The organism is Sneathiella sp. D3-11, from assembly GCF_055809395.1.
The window spans coordinates 3,222,558-3,245,088 of sequence record NZ_CM147911.1 but is presented as its reverse complement, the minus strand read 5'-3'; the positions used below and the strand labels follow the sequence as shown (position 1 = coordinate 3,245,088).

24 protein-coding genes and 1 other RNA gene are annotated in these 22,531 nt (G+C 54.4%); 7 read left to right on the top strand and 18 right to left on the bottom strand.

What is annotated here, in order from left to right; all coding sequences use genetic code 11:
* Positions 1-33 precede the first annotated feature (33 nt).
* The 18 genes from ftsH to AC0L73_RS16310 form a co-directional block, all read right to left on the bottom strand.
* A complete protein-coding gene (gene ftsH, locus AC0L73_RS16395; RefSeq protein ID WP_227951463.1) occupies positions 34-1,959 on the bottom strand; it encodes an ATP-dependent zinc metalloprotease FtsH in 1,926 nt (641 codons plus the stop codon).
* A gap of 135 nt (positions 1,960-2,094) precedes the next feature.
* Positions 2,095-3,435 (bottom strand): tRNA lysidine(34) synthetase TilS, encoded by a 1,341-nt coding sequence (gene tilS, locus AC0L73_RS16390; RefSeq protein WP_473654272.1) that lies wholly within the window; start codon positions 3,433-3,435, stop codon positions 2,095-2,097.
* Between the two features lie 9 nt (positions 3,436-3,444).
* Positions 3,445-4,479, bottom strand: a complete 1,035-nt coding sequence (gene ybgF, locus AC0L73_RS16385; protein WP_473654271.1) for a tol-pal system protein YbgF — start codon at positions 4,477-4,479, stop codon at positions 3,445-3,447.
* A gap of 277 nt (positions 4,480-4,756) precedes the next feature.
* Positions 4,757-5,296, bottom strand: a complete 540-nt coding sequence (gene pal / locus AC0L73_RS16380) for a peptidoglycan-associated lipoprotein Pal (RefSeq protein ID WP_227951456.1) — start codon at positions 5,294-5,296, stop codon at positions 4,757-4,759.
* Between the two features lie 137 nt (positions 5,297-5,433).
* Complete coding sequence (tolB, locus tag AC0L73_RS16375; protein WP_473654270.1) at positions 5,434-6,783, bottom strand: Tol-Pal system beta propeller repeat protein TolB; 1,350 nt, start codon at positions 6,781-6,783, stop codon at positions 5,434-5,436.
* A 12-nt stretch (positions 6,784-6,795) separates the two neighbouring features.
* Positions 6,796-7,749, bottom strand: a complete 954-nt coding sequence (locus AC0L73_RS16370; protein ID WP_473654269.1) for an energy transducer TonB — start codon at positions 7,747-7,749, stop codon at positions 6,796-6,798.
* 15 nt (positions 7,750-7,764) lie between these two features.
* Positions 7,765-8,235 (bottom strand): protein TolR, encoded by a 471-nt coding sequence (gene tolR / locus AC0L73_RS16365; protein ID WP_227951450.1) that lies wholly within the window; start codon positions 8,233-8,235, stop codon positions 7,765-7,767.
* A gap of 1 nt (position 8,236) precedes the next feature.
* Positions 8,237-8,956, bottom strand: coding sequence for a protein TolQ (tolQ, locus tag AC0L73_RS16360; RefSeq protein WP_227951448.1), 720 nt, complete (start codon positions 8,954-8,956; stop codon positions 8,237-8,239).
* Entirely contained in the window at positions 8,957-9,445 is a 489-nt protein-coding gene (gene ybgC / locus AC0L73_RS16355) for a tol-pal system-associated acyl-CoA thioesterase (protein WP_227951445.1), read from the bottom strand.
* Complete coding sequence (ruvB, locus tag AC0L73_RS16350; protein ID WP_473654268.1) at positions 9,438-10,484, bottom strand: Holliday junction branch migration DNA helicase RuvB; 1,047 nt, start codon at positions 10,482-10,484, stop codon at positions 9,438-9,440. Before ruvB ends, ybgC begins: the two co-directional genes overlap by 8 nt.
* Positions 10,481-11,098: a Holliday junction branch migration protein RuvA gene (gene ruvA, locus AC0L73_RS16345; protein ID WP_473654267.1), complete on the bottom strand. Its 618-nt coding sequence runs from the start codon at positions 11,096-11,098 to the stop codon at positions 10,481-10,483. Before ruvA ends, ruvB begins: the two co-directional genes overlap by 4 nt.
* Positions 11,095-11,610, bottom strand: coding sequence for a crossover junction endodeoxyribonuclease RuvC (ruvC, locus tag AC0L73_RS16340; protein ID WP_473654266.1), 516 nt, complete (start codon positions 11,608-11,610; stop codon positions 11,095-11,097). Before ruvC ends, ruvA begins: the two co-directional genes overlap by 4 nt.
* A gap of 26 nt (positions 11,611-11,636) precedes the next feature.
* Complete coding sequence (locus tag AC0L73_RS16335; RefSeq protein WP_227951437.1) at positions 11,637-12,389, bottom strand: YebC/PmpR family DNA-binding transcriptional regulator; 753 nt, start codon at positions 12,387-12,389, stop codon at positions 11,637-11,639.
* Positions 12,390-12,487: 98 nt separating this feature from the next.
* A complete protein-coding gene (locus tag AC0L73_RS16330; RefSeq protein ID WP_473654265.1) occupies positions 12,488-13,306 on the bottom strand; it encodes a TIGR00282 family metallophosphoesterase in 819 nt (272 codons plus the stop codon).
* Complete coding sequence (locus AC0L73_RS16325) at positions 13,303-13,875, bottom strand: 5-formyltetrahydrofolate cyclo-ligase (protein WP_473654264.1); 573 nt, start codon at positions 13,873-13,875, stop codon at positions 13,303-13,305. Before AC0L73_RS16325 ends, AC0L73_RS16330 begins: the two co-directional genes overlap by 4 nt.
* Before the next feature lie 35 nt (positions 13,876-13,910).
* A non-coding RNA gene (ssrS, locus tag AC0L73_RS16320) (6S RNA) lies at positions 13,911-14,069 on the bottom strand.
* A 9-nt stretch (positions 14,070-14,078) separates the two neighbouring features.
* Positions 14,079-14,390 carry a cell division protein ZapA gene (locus tag AC0L73_RS16315; protein WP_473654263.1) on the bottom strand — a complete coding sequence of 104 codons (312 nt, stop codon included), beginning with the start codon at positions 14,388-14,390 and terminating at the stop codon, positions 14,079-14,081.
* Between the two features lies 1 nt (position 14,391).
* On the bottom strand, positions 14,392-14,664 hold the full coding sequence (locus tag AC0L73_RS16310; protein ID WP_473654262.1) for a hypothetical protein: 273 nt from the start codon (positions 14,662-14,664) through the stop codon (positions 14,392-14,394).
* Between the two features lie 404 nt (positions 14,665-15,068).
* Here AC0L73_RS16310 and tkt point away from each other — a divergent pair, with 404 nt between their 5' ends.
* From tkt to AC0L73_RS16275, 7 genes are read left to right on the top strand one after another with little or no spacing between them, the layout of a single operon-like run.
* Positions 15,069-17,072 carry a transketolase gene (gene tkt, locus AC0L73_RS16305; RefSeq protein WP_473655461.1) on the top strand — a complete coding sequence of 668 codons (2,004 nt, stop codon included), beginning with the start codon at positions 15,069-15,071 and terminating at the stop codon, positions 17,070-17,072.
* A 55-nt stretch (positions 17,073-17,127) separates the two neighbouring features.
* Positions 17,128-18,135: a type I glyceraldehyde-3-phosphate dehydrogenase gene (gap, locus tag AC0L73_RS16300; RefSeq protein ID WP_227951427.1), complete on the top strand. Its 1,008-nt coding sequence runs from the start codon at positions 17,128-17,130 to the stop codon at positions 18,133-18,135.
* Between the two features lie 26 nt (positions 18,136-18,161).
* Complete coding sequence (locus AC0L73_RS16295) at positions 18,162-19,355, top strand: phosphoglycerate kinase (RefSeq protein ID WP_473654261.1); 1,194 nt, start codon at positions 18,162-18,164, stop codon at positions 19,353-19,355.
* Between the two features lie 30 nt (positions 19,356-19,385).
* Positions 19,386-20,396 (top strand): class I fructose-bisphosphate aldolase, encoded by a 1,011-nt coding sequence (locus tag AC0L73_RS16290; RefSeq protein ID WP_227951425.1) that lies wholly within the window; start codon positions 19,386-19,388, stop codon positions 20,394-20,396.
* 6 nt (positions 20,397-20,402) lie between these two features.
* Complete coding sequence (gene thiE, locus AC0L73_RS16285) at positions 20,403-21,065, top strand: thiamine phosphate synthase (RefSeq protein ID WP_227951424.1); 663 nt, start codon at positions 20,403-20,405, stop codon at positions 21,063-21,065.
* A 39-nt stretch (positions 21,066-21,104) separates the two neighbouring features.
* The gene (gene efp / locus AC0L73_RS16280) at positions 21,105-21,668 is read left to right on the top strand and encodes an elongation factor P (protein WP_227951423.1); all 564 of its coding nucleotides are present in this window, start codon (positions 21,105-21,107) and stop codon (positions 21,666-21,668) included.
* Positions 21,669-21,715: 47 nt separating this feature from the next.
* Positions 21,716-22,519 (top strand): inositol monophosphatase family protein, encoded by an 804-nt coding sequence (locus tag AC0L73_RS16275; protein ID WP_227951422.1) that lies wholly within the window; start codon positions 21,716-21,718, stop codon positions 22,517-22,519.
* Positions 22,520-22,531: the final 12 nt, after the last annotated feature.

The following is a 22,531-nucleotide window of genomic DNA, read 5'->3' as shown; positions in this document are numbered from 1 at the left end:
GAGCCCTTATTCGTCTCACTCATTAAACTGTCCTTATGAGCCAGGTTGCGGTTCCGGTTCCAGACCCGGTCCGCCGGGCTTCTTATGGCCATCGGCTTCGGGTACGGTTGAACTCGGTCCGCTGTCGGCAGGGGTATCAACATCTTCCGGACGGTTGATATCGCCGCCATCCATCAGAATCTTGATTTCATCCCCACTGAGCGTTTCATACTCCAGAAGGCCTTTAGCGATCCGGTGCAGTTGATCCACATGCTCATTCAGGATCTTGCGGGCAGTTGCCTCGCCTTCCTCAACAAAGCGGCGGACTTCCTGATCAATGACATCTGCCGTTGCGTCAGACATATTCTTCTGCTGCGACACCGAATGACCGAGGAAAACCTCTTCCTGATTAGCACCATAGAGAAGTGGGCCAAGCTTGTCGGAAAGACCCCATTCAGTAACCATCCGGCGGGCCATGTCGGTCGCCATCTTGATATCGCCTGAGGCACCGGTTGTAACAGCATCATGACCAAAGATCATTTCCTCAGCCACCCGGCCACCCATGGCAACCGCAAGATGGGCCAGACATTGATCCCGACGTAGCGAGTAACTGTCCTTTTCCGGCAGGCGCATGACCATACCAAGCGCACGACCACGCGGAATGATTGTCGCCTTATGGATCGGGTCAGATGCCTTCATATGCATGCCGACGAGTGCATGGCCGCCTTCATGATAGGCGGTCAGTTTTTTCTCATCTTCGGACATGACCATTGAGCGACGCTCGGTGCCCATCATGACCTTGTCTTTGGCTTCCTCAAACTCCTGCTGTGTCACCAGCCGGCGTGATTTACGCGCCGCAAGAAGCGCCGCCTCATTCACGAGGTTGGCAAGGTCAGCGCCCGAGAAGCCCGGTGTACCGCGCGCGATTGTGCGAGCATTTACATCCTGCGCCAGAGGAACTTTGCGCATATGTACTTTGAGAATTTTCTCACGGCCGATGATATCCGGATTCGGCACCACAACCTGACGGTCAAAACGACCGGGGCGCAACAGTGCCGGATCAAGTACGTCCGGACGGTTGGTCGCGGCCAACAGGATCACACCTTCGTTGGCTTCAAAGCCATCCATCTCCACCAGCATCTGGTTGAGGGTCTGTTCGCGTTCGTCATTCCCGCCGCCAAGACCGGCGCCACGATGACGGCCAACGGCGTCAATTTCGTCAATGAAGATAATGCAGGGGGCGTTTTTCTTGCCCTGTTCGAACATGTCGCGGACACGGCTTGCGCCGACACCAACGAACATTTCGACAAAGTCGGAGCCGGATATCGTGAAGAACGGGACATTCGCCTCACCTGCGACAGAACGAGCCAGCAGCGTCTTACCCGTACCGGGAGGCCCGATCAACAGAACGCCTTTCGGAATCTTGCCGCCAAGGCGCTGATATTTCTGCGGGTTTTTCAGGAAGTCGACTACTTCTTCAAGTTCTTCCTTCGCTTCCTCAATCCCGGCGACATCTTCAAATGTCACACGGCCATGTTTCTCAGTCAGCAGCTTCGCTTTCGACTTGCCAAAGCCCATGGCCTTGCCGCCGCCGCCCTGCATCTGGCGCATAAAGAATATCCACACCCCGATCAGGAGCAGCATCGGGAACCAGGACAGCAACGTCGCCATCAGCACGCTTCCCTCTTCCTTCGGGGCCGCGTTGATGATAACCCCATGCTCGCTTAACTTACTGACAAGCGTGCTGTCTTCAGGTGCGTAGGTTGTGAAGGCGCGGCCATCATCGGTAACGCCCTTGATATTCGGCCCCTGAATGGTGACATTTTTCACCCGGCCGTTTTCAACTTCATCGAGGAACGTCGAATAAGGCATCGATAAACCGGCATTCCTCGGGGAAGGATCATTGAAAATATTGAAAAGCGCCACAACGAGTAATGCGATGATTACCCAGAGCACTATGTTCTTGCCAAAAAGATTCACGAAATTATTTCCTTCCCACTTCGGACTAAGTCCGATCCGTTCGTCGTAATATTCATCCGATAGTATGGATTAGTTCTAGATATAATCTGTTAACGTCAAGTTCCAATAGGGCATTTAGCCAATCGACGATAATTATCACAAATTCGGGTCGGTCATCCAGTAAAATGCCCGAAATTGCATGTTAAACCTCTGATTATGCCCGAATTCCGAGCTTTTCTCCGAAAACAACAGCGGCGCCGCGACAATTTCTCCCTCGGACCAGAGCGCGGGCAGGCTATGGCGGACGCGGGCGGGAATATCCGAGAAAAGCTTGGAATCGGCATCTTCCTGCAATTGCCGCCATCCATCTACCCCCATTGCACGAAGTGACAGCCCGGTCGGCAATGGTGTGCCCGGCGTGGTGTCGCTCACGATAAAGCGGTTATCCCAAAACCATTCCCATTGACCCGTATTAAGGTCAATCACGGGAAGACCTGCACGGCCCGGCTCCCGACAGAACAACCAACCCATCCCGGTTTTGTGGATTTGCGCGCCCGATATTGTGCCGCTTTTGTTGGACCGATCTTTAAAAAGCCGCTGATAGAGTTGTTCAAGCGCAGAGAGCTTGATCCGCTGTCCACCCCCGACGCAGCTGAGAGAAGCGGAAAGAATTCGAAGCGCCAGTTCATCCGGGCAGTCATCGAGTGCCATTTCCGGCATCCGGATAAAGCCGAGTGGACTGACCTCACAGTGCGCATCAATCTTTTGTCGGGCCAATATGTCAAGGCTTTCACAGGCACGTTGCAACCGCGCAAGAGAAAGCGCAATTGCTTCGATATTACTCCCTGGGAGTTGCTGCATCTCCGTCAGTACGGCCCCGACTCGGGTCCGGGTGTAGATAGGATTTTCATTGCTGGGATCGTCGATCCAGCCCTGCTTCTCGGCCTGAAGATAGTTGCGCAATATTTCACGGCGCACGGGTAAAAGCGGACGCATTAGACGGAGCCGTCCCCGCGCGCCCACTCTCTGCATGGCGGTAAGCCCCTCCAACCCGCTCCCCTTAGAGAGTCTCATCAACAGGGTTTCAAGCTGATCTTCCATCTGATGCCCCAGCAACAATGCGCCGATCCCCGCCAGTAAGCAGGTCTCTTCCATCAATTGATAGCGGGCGTTGCGGGCGGCTTCTTGAACACCGGTTTTGGGATAGGGCCCGGTCCAGTGGAGGATGCGTGTCTCTATTCCTCGCGCCTCAAGCCAGTCTTTGACTTGAATTGCTTCATCCGCAGAACTGGTGCGCAAACCATGATCAACTGTCAAAGCTGTCAGAGAAATTCCGTTTCGATCCGCCCAGTCCTTGGCCAAGAGCACGAGCGCCATACTATCCGAACCACCGGAAACCGCGACCGCCAACCGGTTTGGCGGGCCTTCCGGCAACATACCTTGAAGGGTGTCACTAAAAAATTCAGGAAGTCGGGAAACGCTTAGAAGTTCAGGCACGGCAGTGCCTCATTTGCAGCCGAATTTCTGCTTTTCCCGATCTGCGGTCTGCCGCAATCTGGCGGGCACCTGACTAAATTGCTTATCCATTTGGGCGAAAGTAGCGCAGGCCTCCTCCTTCTGGTCCATCCGTCCAAGAGTCATGGCCAGCTTCAGTAGGTTATCCGCCGCTTTGGTGCTGTCGGGATAGTTCTGGTACCCTTCAAAAAAGGCCGAGGCTGCATTCGGAAAATCGCCGCGTACATAGAAAGTTTCTCCGAGCCAATATTGCGCATTACCGGCGAGATCGTTGTCTTTATGGAGCTTGAGGAATTCCGTAAAAGCGACTTCCGCATCGTCGTAGCGGTCTTCCCGCACGAGAGAAATGGCGTAGTTATACTGATCGGAGGCTGAACCGGCGGGTAGTCCGCCGCCAGCAGGAGCCGTAGAGGCAACTGCCGATCCGGTTCCCGTAGAGCTCGCCGCCGCAGGCGTGCCGTTGTTATTTGCGGGGAGTGTTCCCAGAACCTTACTACCGGTGGGCAGACTTTCACCCCCTACTACAACAGGGGCTGTCGATGACGTGCTCCCGGTCGTTCCTGAGTTCGTCGCCGCCCCGGATGTAAGTGACGTGGGAGATGTGATTGCGCCCGTAGAATTATCGGAAGTTCCAACTGGAGCACCTGACGTGCCAAGACGCCGTTCAATATCGGTCAGCCGAAAATCGACATCTTTTACCAGCTTATCGAGCCGGGTCGACATCTGGGTAATCTTGAAGCGGGCTTCTTCCTGCGCACCCGTCAGCCGGCGCTGCTCATCTTCCAGGGCGCTAATACGCTGCAAAAGAAGCGCGAGCCCATCTTGACTGATGGAGCCACCGGATGTTGCGGGTAAGGCAGAGGAACCACTGGGCGCGGCGGGTCGGGGCGCGGGCGCTGCACCGCTATAGACCGTTCGCTGCATATCCGTGATATCCTGCTCCAGCCGGTTGATCCGATCGGCCAGTGCCCGAACCTCACTGTTGCTTTGAGCTTGTGCCAGAGTCGGTGCAATAAGAGCCGCCATAGCCAATACCAGACAGGAAATCAGCAATTTCCCATGTCGAGAATGCTCAGACTTTCCAATTCCGGTCTTTGATACATTCCAAATCATCGCGGCGCACCCTTTCCTCGATCCGTGGGGTTTTTCCTCAAAGATATCAAACTTGTTCAGAATATTGGCAATTTTATGGTCAATGCCTGGTCGCTCCGTTTCTGGGCACCTCGATTGACTCAAAAAAAACGCCCGTTCCCGTCACTAAGCATGTTAGTGCGGCAACGGGCGCCTGAATTCTAGCCTCGGGTTAATTTACAACCGAAACCGAACGTCTGTTCTGAGCCCAAGCTGCTTCGTTATGACCGAGAGCAACCGGACGTTCCTTGCCGTAGGAAATCGTGGACAAACGGTTTGCCGAAATACCCAGTGTTACCAAGTAGTTCTTTACCGCTGTTGCCCGACGTTCGCCAAGAGCAAGGTTATATTCGCGCGTACCGCGCTCATCGCAGTTGCCTTCGATTACGAGCGTAACCGTTGGGTTCGCCTTCAACCAAGCGGCCTGCCGCTGCAACGTGCCTTGTGCTTCGTCAGACAGGTCATATTTATCAAATCCGAAGAAGACGCGGTCGCCAACATTCAGAACCAAGTCTTCCTGGCTGCCGGGCTGTACCGTGGTCGTAGTGGTTTCGGTAACAACAGTTGTTGTTGAGCCGGACGTTCCGCTCGTCTGGGTCGTCGCGCCCCCACCTGAGCTGTCACCGGTTTCAGTAGGTGCCGTTTCGCAAGCCGCAACCAGCAGCAACGCTGTGAAAATACTTAAGGTTTTAAGACCTAGATTGAGCCGCATTTACTTAACTCCCATCCTCTGGAAATCTCTGAACTATGGGTATCTCACGTCAAACAAGGATACAGTATGTATCTATGAGAAACTGGTAAAGATGGTCCCCCGAATATTGTAATCTCGCAAACTATAGTGGTTTGATCTCACCTGTTCAAGTTATACGGTGGCGACCAAGCCGGATCTGACCCGTCACCAGGCGTGATAACCTCCCGTTCGTTATATCCTGTTAGGTCAATGGACCACAAGCGAACTTTATCACCCGTGCCATCATTTTTTCCCGGAATCTGGCGGAAAAACATCAAAACACGCCCATTTGGCGCCCAAGTGGGCCCTTCATTATGGAAGCCTTCCGTCAAAATCCGTTCCTGCGAGCCATCAGTGCGCATCACGCCAATGGAAAACTGTCCGCCGGTTAGCTTGGTGAAGGCAATCAAATCACCGCGCGGAGACCAGACCGGTGTGCCATAATTGCCACTACCGAAGCTGATCCGATTCACATTTGAGCCATCTGCATTCATGACATATATCTGCTGACGCCCGCCCCGATCCGATTCAAAGGTAATCTGCGTCCCATCCGGCGAGAAGGATGGCGCCGTATCGATGCCCGGATGATTGGTCAGCCGCTTCATCTCCCGGGTGCGCAAATCCATCAAATATATTTCAGAGTTGCCGTCCTGCGCCATGCTCATCACGACCTGGTTGCCGGACGGTGAAAAGCGCGGTGCAAAAGTCATCCCCGGAAAGTCACCGAGAATTTCCTGCTGCCCGGTGTCGAGGTTGTAAAGATAGACCCGCGGGCGGTTGTTGAAATAGGAAAGATATGTCAGCACCTGCTGGGTCGGCGAATAGCGTGGGGTAAGCACCAGTTCATTGCCGCTCGTCAAGAACTGATGGCCGTCTCCGTCCTGATCCATGATCGCGAGACGCTTGATGCGCCGGTCCGCCGGTCCGCTTTCCGAGACATAGACGAGACGGGTCGAGAAATATCCATCCTCTCCGGTCAGCCGCTTGTATATTTCATCGGCGATCAGATGTGCGGTCAGGCGCCAGTTCGACGGTGGCGTCGTGTACTGGATCCCCGTCAGATATTGCTCAGCGAAGACGTCCCAGAGGCGGAACTGTACGTTGATCTGTCCATCGCCGAGCGCCTGAACAAGCCCCGTGGAAAGCGCTTGCGCAGCAATTTTGCGCCAGTTAGCGAAGACAGGAACTGCCTGCAGATCTTTTGGCTGCTGCAGATAGGCCCGCTGATCGATCGGTGTAAACAATCCGGAGCGCTCCAGATCGGCGCGGATGACATCGGCCATCTGCTTGCCGATTTTCGCCGTCGCCTCGTTATCCGCATAAAAATCCGTTATCGCGATCGGCATCGGCTCGATATTGCCCTGCGTGATATCGATGACCAACTCCGCCCGGGCTGCACTCATAACCGACAGGGCCACCATCAAGCCTGTCATGAATGCAAAGATTTTCTGTACTCTACCAATCATCATTCTTCCTATCGCCTAGAACATGTCCTTCGGATTGAAGTTCATTGTAACTTCACGCCAACTTTCGTATTTTTCTGCTGGCAGTTTATAGGGCTGACATTGCAAAACTGCTCGCCGCGCACTGTCTGCCGCCGCCAAAACATATGGGTCATCCAGTCCACCACTAACAATTTCTGGAGATCCGTTCAATGAGCCGTCCTGATTCAACCGAATTCGAATTGATACAACCAGTTCTTCCGCATCCACTGCCCCCGTCGGCACATTCCAGCATTTCTGGACCTGTTGCCGCAACGCATCCTCTTCTCCCAATGTCAACGGCAGGGATCTGTCCATCGCCTTGCTTGACGAGTTCGGCACTTTTTCAGCAGAATCGGGCTTTTTTATGTCTGCCGTATCCTGCGATTTCGCCGCCTGCTCCCGCTTCTTCTTATCAAGCAGCGCCTTCATCTGGTTCATATCGAATGCAGGCTTTTTCGGCTCTGGCTTCTTAGGCTCCGGCTTGGGTTCTGGTTTCGGTTTGGGCTTTGGTTTCGGTTTAACCGGCGGCTTGGGGACGGGCTTCGGTTCCGCCTTTGGCGCAGGTTCAGGTTCTGGTTCTGGCTCAGGAGCCGGTTCCGGCTCTGGCGCAGGTTCAGGTTCTGGTTCTGGCTCAGGAGCCGGTTCCGGCTCTGGCGCTGGTTCAGGCTCTGGCGCTGGTTCAGGTTCCGGGGTTGGCTCGGGTTTTGGTTCTGGCTTTGGCTCAGGTTTCGGCGCTGGCTTGGGTTCGGGCTCCGGTTCCGGTTTCTTCTCTTTCTCAGGCTCCGGCGCGGGCTTTGGCAAGTTGGTAATATCCGCCACATCCACAATTTCCACACTGATGACGACCGGCGGCTCATACAGCTTCGGGTCCGTAAACAACGGCAGGCCGGTATACATGATCACAAGGATCAGCATATGCAGAACGGCCGAAGCTAGGGCAGGCACTCTCATCTGTCGGAGGACCCCTTACTCGTTACTGTCTTGTTGCGCGTCGGAAGCCGCCTTGCCAGGACCGGCAGAGACCATCGCGACACGCTTGAAGCCCGCGTTATGAATTTCCCCCATGACCGACAGGACACGGCCATAAGCTACATTGGTGTCCCCGCGCACGAAAATACGCTGATCCTGTTTCGCTCCGGTCACTGCCAGAAGTTTGGGCACGAGGTTCGCAAGCTCGATCTCCACATCTTCAAGATAGAGCCGCCCTTCCCCATCAACGCTGATGACCAGCGGTTCGTCATTGCCCTGCACGGTCGCGGCCTTGCTGCTGGGAAGTTCCAGCGGCACGCCAACGGTCAAGAGCGGCGCGGTCACCATGAAGACAATCAGCAGAACGAGCATGACGTCAACAAAGGGCGTGACGTTGATTTCGGACATCTGCGTATGACGGCGCCGGCGGCCCTTGCCGGTAAATGCCTTATAGTTATTGGCATCCATATCAATCGTCCTGATCGAGCTGGCGAGAGAGAATAGCAGAAAATTCTCCGGCAAAGCCTTCAAGGCGGGTGATAATCCGCTGTAGATCATTGGAGAATTTATTATAGGCGACAACCGCCGGGATGGCGGCAACAAGGCCGAGGGCCGTGGCGAACAGCGCCTCCGCAATACCCGGCGCAACAACGGCGAGACTGGTGTCCTTGGTGGCGGCTATTGACTGGAAGCTGTTCATGATGCCCCAGACCGTCCCGAACAGACCAAGGAATGTCGCCGTTGATCCGACTGTCGCAAGAAAACCCAGATATTTCTCAAGCCGCTCGACTTCACGGTCGATGGTTACGCGCATCACCTGATGGATACGCGCCTGCAGACCCGTATGCGAATGCTTGCCGAGACCCTTCTCGGTGGAGCGCGACCATTCCTTCATCGCGGCGGCGAACAGCATGGCGAGCGGGTTATCGGGGCTGGAGCCAACCCGACGCTGCAAATCCTCCAGATTTCCGCCGGACCAGAATTCATTCTCGAATTCGTCCGCGTCGGCAGTAATCCGGCGATAGCGAATGATTTTATCGACAATAATTGCCCAACTCCAAAAGGAGGCCAGCACCAGAACAATCATGACTATCTGAACAACAATATCCGCCTGAACAAATAGGCCGATCATCGATAAGTCGTGAGCATCGCCGCCCATCTGGGTGACGACAATTGCTTCGTTTTCCATTTACTCTTCCCTGGCTAAAGTCTTCGCATGTAAAGCCGAATCGCCCAAAATCGCATTAAACTTGTCATTTATGGCAGAAGAAAGACGCTGTGGCTTTCCTTCTCTGTCAAGGCAGGCGACACGGACTTTCGTCTCCACGAGGAGGTCCGCATCGCGATAAATATTCTGCGCCATCCGGAGGGATGCCCCGCGCAGATCTGTTACCATGGTTACTATTTCAAGCTCATCTTCCATCTTCGCTGGCTTAAGATATTCGATTTCACAGGCGCGGACGACAAAATTCGCGCCCTCTTCTACCATCATCGCCTGCTGATTAATACCTAGCCCCCGAAGCATGTCAGTTCGGGCCCGTTCCGTGAATTTGAGATAGTTGGCGTAATAAACGATACCGCCCGCATCCGTATCTTCCCAGTAAACAGGGACCGGAAAGATATGTCGCGTTCCGCCCTCGCCCGCCACAAACCGGCCGCGCATTTTGCCCTCACTCATCTCTGTTCTCTTCATCGATCAAGGTCAGCTGCTCGCTCATCACTTTGGGAAACGCCTTCCCCAAATGATCAAATGCCGCACGGGTCAGCATTCGCCCGCGGGGGGTACGTTGCAGAAATCCCTGCTGGATCAGATAAGGTTCGATTATATCCTCAATCGCATCGCGGGGTTCCGACAACGCCGCAGAAAGCGTCTCGACACCAACCGGACCGCCGCCAAAATCATCGGCGATGCGCCCCAGATAGCGCCGATCCATGCTATCCAATCCGCGTTTATCCACTTCCAGACGGTTAAGCGCGGCGTCGGCCTTGACCGCATCCACAAGATCAGCTCCGGCAACAGCCGCGAAATCCCGTACCCGGCGCAGAAGTCGGCCAGCCACACGCGGCGTGCCTCGGCTCCGCCGTGCAATTTCGATCGCACCGTCCTCGCTCAAATTCAGGCCCAGAACCCGGGCACCACGCGCTACGATGAGTTTAAGCTCGTCCGGTTCGTAGAAGTTCATCCGGAGCGGAATACCGAAGCGTTCCCTAAGTGGCGTTGTGATCAAGCCGGAGCGGGTCGTTGCGCCTACAAGCGTGAAGGGTGGCAGGTCAATTCGTACCGAGCGGGCAGACGGTCCCTCTCCGATTATGAGATCGAGATGGAAATCCTCCATCGCCGGATAAAGAATTTCCTCAACGGCCGGGCTCAACCTATGGATTTCATCAATAAAGAGAACATCATTCTCTTCTAGATTGGTGAGCAACGCGGCCAGATCGCCTGCCTTGGTAATCACCGGTCCCGCCGTTGCGCGAAAATTAACGCCAAGTTCGCGAGCGACAATCTGGGAAAGTGTTGTCTTGCCAAGACCCGGCGGGCCAAAAAACATCACATGATCAAGGGCTTCGCCGCGTGATTTCGCCGCTTGGATAAAGACGCTTAAATTCTCTCGCACTTGCTTCTGGCCGATAAAATCATCCAGAACCTGCGGGCGAAACTGGGTCTCGATATCGTCCTGATTGCTGGACGCTGCACTCACAAGCCTTTCGTCACTCATGCGGCCAGCTCCTTCAACCCGGCGGTGATTAACGTCTCAACCGAAGCTTCGGGCCCAAGATTGCGCGAAGCCGCCGCGACCGCGCCAAAGGCCTCTGCACGGCCATACCCGAGATTGACCAGTGCCGAAACAGCATCTCCAGCGGCGGCTTGCGCCGGTTTTGGCGCCGCTTGGCTCACTTCTGCATTAAAGGCAACAGGTCCCAAATCCATTTTTGCGACTTTGTCTTTGAGTTCTGCCGCAATCCGCCCCGCGACCTTCGGCCCGACACCGGAGACACGGGTAAGCGCCGTCTTGTCCTGCGCGGCGACGATCTGCGTCAGTTCATCGCCACTATAGAGCGAAAGGATACCGAGCGCGACCTTCGCCCCGACCCCCTGCACCGTCTGCAACAGGGTGAACCAGGACCGCGCCGCGACGCTTTCAAAACCATAAAGATGGATATGATCTTCGCGCACATGGGTTTCGATACAGAGGGAGACGGTCCCGCCCGTCTCCGGCAAACTTCGAAGCGTCCGTCCGGAACAGAACACCAGATAACCAACACCACCGACATCAATCACGATCCAGTCTTCGCCAACCTCATCAAGTTTTCCGGTCAGTTTCGCGATCATGATGCCCGCCCCGCCATCATAGTGGCTTTCTTAAGGTTACGATTACTACTCGCGTAATGGGCATGACAGATGGCAACAGCGAGTGCATCAGCGGCATGTTCATTCGCGATTTTGCACCCGGGCAGCAGCATACCGACCATGGCATGAATCTGGTCTTTACCGGCATGGCCCGCACCTACGACGGATTTCTTGATTTTGTTGGGAGCATATTCCTCTACCGGAAGGCCATTGAGCGACGGGACCAGCAAGGAAATTCCGCGCGCCTGTCCGAGTTTCAAGGTAGAGACCGGGTTTTTATTAACGAAAGTTTCCTCGACCGCCGCTTCCGCAGGCTGCCAGTCCAAGATTACTTTCGAAATCCCGTCATAAAGCTGCACCAGCCGCTGGGATAAATCCAGTGTGCCATCAGAAGAAATTGCGCCATTGGCCAGATGCCGGAGAGTATTGCCCTCTGCCTCTATGATCCCCCAGCCGGTATGGCGAAGACCCGGATCCAGCCCCAATAAACGCATGATAAAATTACTGTCCTTCTTAAAAGTTAGTCGCCCAATTTCTCCATGATTTCTTCAGGAATATCGAAATTGGCCGAAACCTTCTGCACATCATCGTTATCTTCAAGCACATCCACCAGCTTAAAGAGGGAGTTGGCCAAATCCTCCGTCTCTACCGGAATGGAGTTCTGCGGCTTCCAAACGATACCCGCCTCTTGCGGGGTACCGAATTTCTCTTCTAGCGCGTCGCGGACGTCGTTAAAATCCTCCATCGCGCAGGTGATATCGTGGATCTGTGCATCACTTTCGACATTCTCCGCGCCCGCTTCCAGCGCCGCTTCGAACATGTCATCCGCATCAATTGCGTCCGCCGCATAGATAACCTGCCCGATCCGGTCAAACATGAAGGCAACGGAACCTGTCTCGCCCATTGTTCCTCCTGCCTTGGCAAAGGCCGCGCGCACATCGGCGGCGGTACGGTTGCGGTTATCGGTCAAGGTTTCTACGATGATGGCGACGCCGCCAGGGCCATAGCCCTCATAACGCATTTCTTCATAGTTATCTGCTCCCGCCTCGCCCGACGCACGCTTGATCGCACGGTCGATATTGTCGTTCGGCATATTGTCGCCACGCGCGGCAGAAATGGCACTTCTGAGGCGCGGGTTCATCGCCGGGTCGGGCAAACCGGTTTTCGCCGCCACCGTCAGTTCCCGGATATGCTTGGCGAAAATCTTCGCCCGCTTTTTATCCTGCGCGCCCTTGCGGTGCATGATGTTCTTGAATTGTGAATGTCCCGCCATATTCCGTCTCTTGGTCTTGATACTGTTTGGTTACTGTTTTGCCGTTTGTACCCGATCCGCCTTAAAGAGGCACGTCCTTTTTGTAACTGAGACGGGCTTCAGGAAAGCTCAGGCCAAATCTCCTGCAGGCGGCCACCTACTCGGAGCGGGGAAATATAGGTTGCGAGGCCGGTCTTATCATCCGTTTGAACGAAAACACCGCAGGCAGTTCCCTCGCCCAGCGCCGGAGAAAACCGCCCACCCGGGATTTTCCGGGTAAAACGGCGAAGCGGTTCTTCCTTGTCCATCCCGATCACGGAATTATAGTCGCCGCACATGCCTGCATCGGTCTGATAGGCCGTGCCGCCAGGAAATATCTGCGCATCCGCCGTCGGCACGTGAGTATGACTACCAACCACCATGGAGACCCGGCCATCGCAAAAATGCCCCATGGACATTTTTTCCGATGTGATCTCCCCGTGGATATCAATAAGAATAGCGTTGTATTTCTTAGCCAGCGGATTTCCCGCAAGCAGCTTTTCCACAGCAGCGAATGGATCATCGAGCGGGTCCATAAAAAGGCGCGCCATGACCTGCACCACCAGGATTGTTTTGCCGCGTCGTGTCTTGAAGGCACTGAAGCCACGCCCAGGCGTATCTTTTGGATAATTTACCGGCCGCAGGATACGGGCATCTTTTTCCAATACCGGCATGATCTCTTTCTGGTCAAAGCTGTGATTCCCAAGCACGACACAGTCTGTTCCCGCCCCAAAAAATTCCTCTGCAATTTTTTCGGTTATCCCGAAACCGCCCGCAGCATTCTCACCATTAACAACAACAAAATCCGGTGACAGACGTTCCCGAATTATAGGGAGTTGACCGACCAGAACGTCGCGCCCTGAGCGGCCTACCACGTCTCCGAAATAGAGGATTTTCATTCTATTATCCTAAAATTTTTTTCTGTTAATATGCCGGCAAGCCGCTGGTCAAAACGATCAGTCACGACCCTTTCTACTTCTTGCGCAGCGTAAGCTAAGCCGATTGCACGGCTTCCTGCCTCATTTCGAAGTTTTTCAAGCGTCCGGTCGTAAAAGCCACCGCCATAGCCCAGTCTATTGCCCGCCGCATCAAAGGCTAGCATCGGCGTGATCACAAGGCCGGGAATGACATAGTCAGCGGATTTCACCGGAACCATCACATTAAAGGCGCCGGGTTCCATCACTGTTTCCGGCGTCCAGCGGCGAAACAACAGCGGATGGTCCTTTTTCTCGACCACTGGCAGGGCGCAATCAGCACCCATTTCATGAAGAACCCGCAAGAGCGGCCTTGAATCCAATTCACTCCCAAGGGGCCAGTAAAGGGAAACAGTAAAAGAGTCCAGTGATGGAAAGGCTTTGATTAAGTGGTGTACGGCCTGCACCCCCGCATTGCCCGCGACAATTGACGCCCGGCGCGCAAAAGCGGTGTCGCGCTGTTGCTGTTTCTGGTCTCTCAGGCTTAGTGTCACAGGCAGCTTTTCGGCAGGGTCCGGAAATAAATAAATGCTGCACCAGCATAGCCGTCGACGCGTGGAAATCGCTGTGGCCTGACAAGTCAGGTGGGCGCCGATATATTAGGACCACGGTCCAGTCAGGGATCAGCTCCCGGGATTTCGTTATTGGCCCCAGGATATCATTCGTCTAACGCACAAGTCAGTGCAACACCGTTCATTTAAGCATTTTCGAGCTTTTGTGCAATAGCTTCAATTTTTTCTGCCCAGGCATTCTGCGCAGAAGTGTCCCCGGCAGCTTCAGCACCCTCACGTAGGTTCTCGATTGTTTCATAAGCTTGCGACAGATCATCAGCGATCAGCAGGCATGCCATCATCAGAAGCTGCCCCTCACTCGCATTTCCGACCGACCCTGTCAGGTCCTGAACCTTTTTATCGACGAACTCGGCCAGATATTCCAGATGAGGTTCCTCACCGTCGCCGCAGACAATCGGATATGACCGCCCGTTCACATTGACTGTCAGTGATCCCATGCTACTGCTCCAATATCATGCTGAGTTGATCAATCGACTGATCAAGGCGACCGGACACTGTCTGTGTCTTCTTTTTCAGCGCTTCATATTTCCCACGCAAAGCTTCAAGCTCGCTTTTCAGCGCCTCATTCTCGGCGGCAAGGTCAGATCCGACGGCATCACCGCCCGAACCAAATTCCCCCTGCTGTTTCTCCTGCGTCAGGGTAATGGCGGCTTTCTCAAGCCTGGCTAAGGCCGCCTCCATCCTTGATTCGCTATTCTGCTCGTTCCCCATCAGACTATTCCACACTGTTTATGGTCAGTTACCGGAAATCTCTCACCTTTGACAATACGATCATGCTGTAATGCTCGTCAACCTTATTGGTTGAGGCGTATTTTGAAGGGATTCGCGCCTTTTCCATGAACTAAGCGGTTGACGTGCCGGTGTTTGGGCGGCATCTTCGCCCCGATTCCGAAAGGAAACCCTTTTGGCTTTGCATTCCGGACGCCGACTCGTCAATGCGCGAAGTCGGTAGATAGAGCGGAATGATCTGACGAACGGATACATTTTGAAACCACCCCGAAGACGGGCACCAGCAATCCGAAAATGCACCCTGTGCATTTGTCCCTTCAATCGCGTATGGCACGCAAAATTAAGGGTAATATCAGGAACCGCTGGTGGATGGAGATGAGCCAAGTATGAACAAGATCGGGCTTAAGTCGTCACCGAACTCAAGCAAACATGATAACATGGCAAACGCCATCCGGGCATTGTCCATGGATGCCGTGCAGGCCGCCAATTCCGGGCATCCCGGCATGCCGATGGGGATGGCCGATGTTGCGACCGTCCTGTTTTCCAAATTCCTGAAATTCGACCCGGCAAAGCCAAATTGGCCAGACCGTGATCGTTTTGTCCTGTCTGCCGGCCATGGGTCTATGCTGCTTTATTCGCTGCTTCACCTGACCGGATACAAGGATATCACACTGGAGGAAATCAAGAATTTCCGCCAACTCGGCTCAAAAACCGCAGGGCATCCGGAATTCGGTCATGCGGAAGGCGTGGAAACAACAACCGGACCGCTTGGTCAGGGTCTTGCCATGGCTGTCGGCATGGCGCTTGCCGAAAAGATGCAGGCCGCCCGCTATAAAGACATTGTCGATCATCATACATATGTGATTGCCGGCGATGGCTGCCTGATGGAGGGGATCAGCCATGAAGCGATCTCATTTGCCGGTCATCTTAAGCTGAACAAGTTGATCGTGCTGTGGGACGATAATGCCATCAGCATCGACGGTTCCACCGATCTGGCGGTCTCCGACGATCAGGCCAAACGCTTTGAGGCCCATGGATGGGACGTTCAGTCCGTTGACGGACATGATGCGGCGCAAATTGAAAAAGCCATTGCCGCGGCGAAGGAAACGGACAAACCGTCCATGATTGCCTGCCGCACGACAATTGGTTTCGGGGCCCCCAACAAACAGGGTACTTCCGGTGTTCACGGCGCTCCGCTCGGGGACGAGGAAATCGCTCTTGCCAGAAAGGAATTGAACTGGCCGTACGCTCCGTTTGAAATTCCCAACGACATCCTCGATAAATGGCGTTGTGTCGGCACAATGGGTGCCCGGCACTCCACTGCCTGGGAAGAAAGCCTGAACGCCCTGCCCGCAGAAGTTCGTTCAGAATTCAACAATAGCCTGGTCGGCGATTTGCCATCGGATCTTGATGATGCCATTTTGGAGTATAAGCGGCAACTAAGTGAAGATGCCCCGGCTTGGGCAACCCGCAAATCAAGTCAGGAAGCACTGAAAGTCATCAACGAAAAGGTTGATATCACTGTTGGTGGCTCTGCCGACCTGACGGGATCGAACCTCACCCTGACACCGCAGTTAAAACCTGTATCAGCGGAGGACTTCTCCGGCCGCTATATTTATTATGGTGTCCGCGAGTTCGGCATGTCCGCCATTATGAACGGTATGGCGCTACACAGGGGCTTTATCCCCTATGGCGGCACCTTCATGGTCTTCACCGACTATGCCCGCCCGGCAATCCGCCTCTCCGCGCTGATGGAGCAACGGGTTATCTATGTGATGACCCATGATTCCATCGGACTTGGCGAAGATGGCCCGACGCATCAACCAGTTGAGCATCTGGCCGCCCTCCGGGCGATGCCAAACGTCAATGTGTTCCGTCCTGCAGACGCCATTGAAACGGCAGAATGCTGGCAGCTAGCTCTTCAGTCCAAATCCACGCCATCCATCCTGTCGCTCAGCCGTCAGGGTCTGGAGTTGGTTCGGAAAACCCACACCGCAGAAAATCTCTGCGGCAAGGGTGGATATGAGCTGGCCGCCGCCAATCTGGACGCAAAAGTCACCCTTATTGCAACCGGGTCAGAAATATCCCTCGCCCTGAAAGCACAGAAGATGCTGGAAAGCGAAGGCATCGGCACACGGGTCGTTTCCATGCCATGTTGGGAATTGTTCGAAAAACAGGACGATGCTTACAAAAAAGAAACACTTAATACGGATACTGTAAGAATTGCTGTTGAAGCGGGCTGCTCCATGGGCTGGGAAAGATATACCGGCACTGAAGGCGGCTTTGTTGGCATTGACAGCTTTGGCGCCTCCGCTCCGGCGGGCGAACTTTATAAGCATTTTGGAATCACCGCCGAGGCAATCGTCGCATCGGCAAAAGACAGGCTTTAACTTAAGAGCAAAGGCCGGCAGAAACTAAGAGACCGGCAATCAGGAGTAGAAGAAAATGACTGTTCGTGTAGCAATTAACGGTTTTGGACGGATTGGACGGAATATCCTTCGGGCAATCTATGAATCTGGCCGGACCGATATTGAAGTTGTCGGAATCAATGATCTGGGTTCGGTTGAAGCCAACGCCCACCTTCTGAAATATGACAGCGTGCATGGCCGCTATCCCGGCACGGTAACGGTTGACGGCGACACCATCGATCTCGGCCGTGGCCCAATCAAGGTCACCGCAGAGCGTAACCCTGCCGATCTGCCTTGGGGCGCCCTCAATGTCGATATCGCCTTTGAATGTACTGGCATCTTTACCAAGCGCGAAGCCGCCGCCAAGCATATCGAAGCAGGTGCGAAGAAAGTCCTTATCTCCGCTCCGGGAACAGATGTTGACCTGACCGTCGTTTACGGCGTCAACCATGACAAGCTGGCGAAAGATCACACGATCGTTTCCAACGCGTCCTGCACCACAAACTGTCTGGCACCGGTTGCGCAAGTATTGAACGACTCTGTTGGTCTGGTTCATGGCTTCATGACGACTATTCATGCCTTTACAGGCGATCAGCCGGTTCTGGATACGCTACATTCCGATCCGCGTCGCGCACGGGCAGCCGGTATGTCAATGATCCCAACCTCGACTGGCGCCGCCAAGGCCGTTGGTCTCGTGCTGCCGGAACTGGTTGGCAAGCTTGATGGAACTTCGGTTCGCGTGCCAACACCGAATGTTTCCATGATTGACCTGACCTTTGTCGCCGGTCGTTCGACCACCAAGGAAGAAGTCAACGATGCCATCTCTGAGGCCGCAAACGGTCGCTTGAAAGGTGTCCTCGACGCGAACAGCGATCCAGTTGTCTCCATCGACTTTAATCATAACCCGGCCTCTTCCACCTTCGATCTGACCCAGACTCAGGTCATCGACGGCACCTTCGTTCGTGTCCTGAGCTGGTACGACAACGAATGGGGCTTCTCCAACCGGATGAGCGATACGGCACTTGCCATGGCAAACGCCAAGTAACGCACAAACTGGGACGGAGTAACAACATGGTTGATTTCAGAACTCTCGATGATCTGGATGCCAGCGGAAAAACGGTTCTGGTCCGTGTCGATCTCAACGTGCCAGTGGAGGAAGGCAAGATTGCCGACTTCACCCGTATTGACCGGATCCTGCCAACTTTGACCGAGCTTGCAGATAAGGGCGCGAAAGTCCTTCTGCTCAGCCATTTCGGGCGCCCCAAAGGCAAGGTCGTCCCCGAAATGTCCCTCCGTCCTATTGCCGACGGGCTGGCCGCTCATATCAAGCGGCCGGTTACCTTTATTGACGATTGCATTGGCGCACCGGTTGCGGCGGCTATCGCCTCGGCCAAGGCGGGTGATATCCTGCTTGCCGAGAATGTCCGCTATCACGCGGGTGAAGAAAAGAATGATGCGGATTTTGCAAAAGAACTCGCCGCTGCTGGCGATGTTTACGTGAACGATGCCTTTTCCTGTTCCCACCGTGCCCATGCATCGACCGAGGCCCTCGCCCATCTCTTGCCCGCCTACGCTGGCCGGAATATGGAAGCCGAGCTCACTGCGCTTTCAAAAGCGCTTGAGAAACCTGCTCGCCCGGTTATGGCAGTTGTCGGCGGCGCAAAAATTTCCAGCAAACTTGATCTTCTCTTCAATCTGATCGAGAAGGTGGATGTGCTTGTGATTGGTGGCGGTATGGCCAATACCTTTCTCAATGCAAAGGGCGTGAATGTTGGCGCGTCCCTCTGCGAGCATGATCTTGCCGAGACAGCCTCCGAGATCCTTGCGAAGGCCGAGAAGGTCGGTTGCGATGTAATGCTTCCCTCTCATGTTGTGCTAGCCAAGGAATTCAAGGCCGGGGCCGCCAACCGGACGGCGCATGTCAATGATGTACAGGCGGACGAAATGATTCTCGATGTAGCACCTGAATCTGTTACCTTGCTCAAAGAACGTCTTGCGACAGTAAAAACGCTGATCTGGAACGGCCCGTTCGGCGCCTTCGAGATTGATCCTTTCGGTGACGGCACAACCGCTGTCGCCAAGGAAGCAGAAAAACTGACAAAATCTGGCGCACTTATTTCTGTCGCAGGTGGCGGCGATACGGTTTCAGCGCTCGCAAAAGCAGGCGTTACCGAGGGTTTGACCTATATCTCGACAGCAGGCGGCGCCTTCCTCGAATGGATGGAAGGCAAGACGCTTCCTGGGGTTGCCGCGCTTAGCCGCTGACCCAGCAAATAATTTTAAGAGGTGAAGAAAATGGATGACATGGACCTAGAAGATATTGCGAAAGCACTTGTCGCCCCCAGCAAGGGCATTCTTGCCGCGGATGAAAGCACCGGAACCATCAAGAAACGCCTTGATACTATCAACACGCCCAGCACGGAAGATACCCGCCGCGATTACCGCGAGTTGCTGCTCTCCTCAAAGGGAGCCGGCGACTATATCAGTGGCGTGATCCTCTATGATGAAACCCTCCGTCAGCAGTCGAAAAATGGCGGCCCGCTGACCGATCTGATCATGAAGCAGGGCATTATCCCCGGCATCAAGGTCGATACAGGCGCGAAGCCTCTCGCCTTTTCTGAAGGTGAACTCGTAACCGAAGGGCTGGACGGCCTCCGCGACCGGCTCAATGAATATCACAAACTCGGTGCACGTTTCGCCAAATGGCGCGCCGTGATCTCCATCGGAGACAGCGCGCCCAGCCAATATTGTATCGATACTAACGCCCACGCCCTTGCCCGCTATGCGGCACTTTGTCAGGAAGCGGGTATCGTCCCGATCGTCGAACCGGAAGTGATGATGGATGGCGATCATAATATTGACGAATGCTATGCGGTGACGGAAACGACACTAAAAACCGTTTTTGACGAGCTATACAAACAGCGCGTCGTGCTTGAGCAGATGTTGCTGAAACCGAATATGGTTATTTCCGGCAAAGACTGCCCCGAGCAGGCCAGTGTCGAGGAAGTTGCAACGAAAACCCTCTACTGTTTTGAGCAAACCGTGCCAGCCGCTGTTCCGGGTATTGTCTTCCTCTCCGGCGGACAGAGCGAGCAACAGGCGACTGAGCATCTCAATGCCATGAATAAAATGGGCAAGTTCCCATGGGAAATCAGCTATTCCTTCGGCCGGGCACTTCAGGCTTCCGCCCTTGCCACCTGGCAGGGCAAGGCTGAGAATGTGGAAGCTGCGCAGAACGCCTTCCTGCATCGCGCCAAGCTGACCAGCGCCGCCCGCGACGGCGAATACAGTTCGGATATGGAATAAGGTTTTATGGGGACAACGTCTGAAGAAGGTCGGGAACGTCCCCGCCTCTACCTGATATCACCGCCGGTCATTGATCTCAATGCTTTCGAGATCGCATTCCGTGATGCGCTTAAAGGCGGCGATGTTGGCTGTTTTCAGCTTCGCCTGAAAGATCGTCCCGCCGAAGAAGTTATTGCAGCGACTAAACGTCTTTTTCCTATCGCAGAAGAGGCAGACGTAGCGTTTCTTCTTAATGACGACGTGGACCTCGCAAAAGAGCTTCATGTTGACGGTGTTCATATCGGTCAGGATGATACACCCTATAAACAGGCCCGCGAAATTCTGGGGCCTGATGCAATTATCGGGGTGACCTGCAAAAACTCAAAGCATCTGGCGATGGTTGCCGGCGACGATGGGGCCGATTATGTGGCCTTTGGCGCGTTCTTCCCCTCCTCCACCAAGGCGAACACCGTCAAGGCGGAACCGGAGCTCCTGGCTTGGTGGTCGGAGACAACGTTGATCCCCTCTGTCGCCATTGGTGGAATCACGGTGGAGAATGCGGATATCCTTTTAGAGAGCGGTGCGGATTTTCTGGCTGTCGCTGGTGGTATCTGGGATTACAAGGACGGCCCGAAGGAAGCAGTTACTGCCTTTAATCGGGTGATTGATAAGGTCGTGGCAAACTGGTAGGTTCCGCCCAGAATTTTTTGACGAGAGCAATGAAAAATCATGAAAATTAATGGAAATGCTGTCCGTCCGGGCAATGTGATCGAGCATAAAGGTGGCCTGTGGGTCGCCGTGAAGATTCAACATACGCAACCCGGCAAGGGCGGCGCCTATCTGCAGGTGGAGCTTAAAAACCTCCGCGATGGCACCAAGCTGAATGAGCGCTTCCGCGCCTCTGAATCCGTCGAAAAGGTCCGCCTGGAACAGAAACCGCATCAGTTTTTGTTTGAAGATGGCGAATTGCTGACCTTCATGGATACAAGCAACTATGAACAGGTATCGATTTCAAAAGATATGGTTGGTGAACGTGCTGCCTTCCTGCAGGACGGCATGGATGTCGAGATTGAATTTCATGAGGAAAGTCCGCTGACCGTGATCCTGCCCGAGCAGGTCACGCTTGAAATTACGGAAACCGAGCCCACCGTCAAAGGGCAGACCGCCGCCTCGTCATACAAACCGGCTATACTTGAGAACGGTATTCGGGTGATGGTGCCTCCATTTTGCGGGACGGGCGAGAAAATCATTGTCAACACGGAAACATCCGAGTATCTCAAGCGGGCGGACTAAAGACCGCAGCAATCCCCGCTTCCTGATTAACTGTAAGGCAAAAGCCGATGGCGAGAAAATCCGCAATTATTAACGCAATGGAGCTTTCCGCGCGCAAAGCGGCCCGCAAGCTGCTTCGTGACTTTAACGAGGTTGAGCATTTGCAAGTTTCCCGCAAGGGCCCGGCGGATTTTGTTTCCCAGGCAGACCTGACCTGCGAGGCGACGCTACGTGAGGAACTCGGCCGCCTGCGCCCTGATTTTGGTTTTATCCTGGAAGAAGGTGGCGTTGTCGAGGCAAAAGATGGTACGACTTATTGGGTTGTCGATCCTCTTGATGGCACGACAAACTTCCTGCATGGCCTGCCCCATTTCTCCATTTCCATCGGCGTTAAGTCGGGCAAGGAAATCATTGCCGGTATTATCCTCGACCCAGTGAAGGACGAGCTTTTCTGGGCAGAAAAAGGCGGTGGCGCCTATATGAACGATCGCCGCCTTCGGGTTTCCAGCCGGACAAAGATGACCGATTGCATTCTGGCGACCGGCATCCCCTTTACGGGAAAGACAGATCACGGAAAATTTCTGCAGGAACTTGAGCAGGTCATGTCCGTTTCCGCTGGAGTGCGCCGGTTCGGGTCTGCCGCCCTCGATCTCGCCTATGTTGCTGCTGGCCGGTATGATGGTTTTTGGGAGCGAAATCTCGCTGAATGGGATATTGCCGCTGGCATTATCATCGCGCGCGAGGCTGGCGCTCTTGTCTCACAACTTGATGGCGGCGAGAAGATGCTGGAAAAAGGCGATATCCTCGCCACCAACAGCGGGATCAATAGCCAGATGATGGAAATATTCCGGAAAATCCGCCTCGGGCGATAAAAAACACTCGAT

Coding starts and splice junctions, on each gene's coding strand:
- ybgF (WP_473654271.1), bottom strand. CDS start 4,479: ATGGCGGCTCTTATTGCACCGACTCTGGCACAAGCTCAAAGCAACAGT.
- pal (WP_227951456.1), bottom strand. CDS start 5,296: ATGCGGCTCAATCTAGGTCTTAAAACCTTAAGTATTTTCACAGCGTTG.
- tolB (WP_473654270.1), bottom strand. CDS start 6,783: ATGATGATTGGTAGAGTACAGAAAATCTTTGCATTCATGACAGGCTTG.
- AC0L73_RS16370 (WP_473654269.1), bottom strand. CDS start 7,749: ATGAGAGTGCCTGCCCTAGCTTCGGCCGTTCTGCATATGCTGATCCTT.
- tolR (WP_227951450.1), bottom strand. CDS start 8,235: ATGGATGCCAATAACTATAAGGCATTTACCGGCAAGGGCCGCCGGCGC.
- tolQ (WP_227951448.1), bottom strand. CDS start 8,956: ATGGAAAACGAAGCAATTGTCGTCACCCAGATGGGCGGCGATGCTCAC.
- ybgC (WP_227951445.1), bottom strand. CDS start 9,445: ATGAGTGAGGGCAAAATGCGCGGCCGGTTTGTGGCGGGCGAGGGCGGA.
- ruvB (WP_473654268.1), bottom strand. CDS start 10,484: ATGAGTGACGAAAGGCTTGTGAGTGCAGCGTCCAGCAATCAGGACGAT.
- ruvA (WP_473654267.1), bottom strand. CDS start 11,098: ATGATCGCGAAACTGACCGGAAAACTTGATGAGGTTGGCGAAGACTGG.
- ruvC (WP_473654266.1), bottom strand. CDS start 11,610: ATGCGTTTATTGGGGCTGGATCCGGGTCTTCGCCATACCGGCTGGGGG.
- AC0L73_RS16335 (WP_227951437.1), bottom strand. CDS start 12,389: ATGGCGGGACATTCACAATTCAAGAACATCATGCACCGCAAGGGCGCG.
- AC0L73_RS16330 (WP_473654265.1), bottom strand. CDS start 13,306: ATGAAAATCCTCTATTTCGGAGACGTGGTAGGCCGCTCAGGGCGCGAC.
- AC0L73_RS16315 (WP_473654263.1), bottom strand. CDS start 14,390: ATGGGATCACTGACAGTCAATGTGAACGGGCGGTCATATCCGATTGTC.
- AC0L73_RS16310 (WP_473654262.1), bottom strand. CDS start 14,664: ATGGGGAACGAGCAGAATAGCGAATCAAGGATGGAGGCGGCCTTAGCC.
- tkt (WP_473655461.1), top strand. CDS start 15,069: ATGAACAAGATCGGGCTTAAGTCGTCACCGAACTCAAGCAAACATGAT.
- gap (WP_227951427.1), top strand. CDS start 17,128: ATGACTGTTCGTGTAGCAATTAACGGTTTTGGACGGATTGGACGGAAT.
- AC0L73_RS16295 (WP_473654261.1), top strand. CDS start 18,162: ATGGTTGATTTCAGAACTCTCGATGATCTGGATGCCAGCGGAAAAACG.
- AC0L73_RS16290 (WP_227951425.1), top strand. CDS start 19,386: ATGGATGACATGGACCTAGAAGATATTGCGAAAGCACTTGTCGCCCCC.
- thiE (WP_227951424.1), top strand. CDS start 20,403: ATGGGGACAACGTCTGAAGAAGGTCGGGAACGTCCCCGCCTCTACCTG.
- efp (WP_227951423.1), top strand. CDS start 21,105: ATGAAAATTAATGGAAATGCTGTCCGTCCGGGCAATGTGATCGAGCAT.
- AC0L73_RS16275 (WP_227951422.1), top strand. CDS start 21,716: ATGGCGAGAAAATCCGCAATTATTAACGCAATGGAGCTTTCCGCGCGC.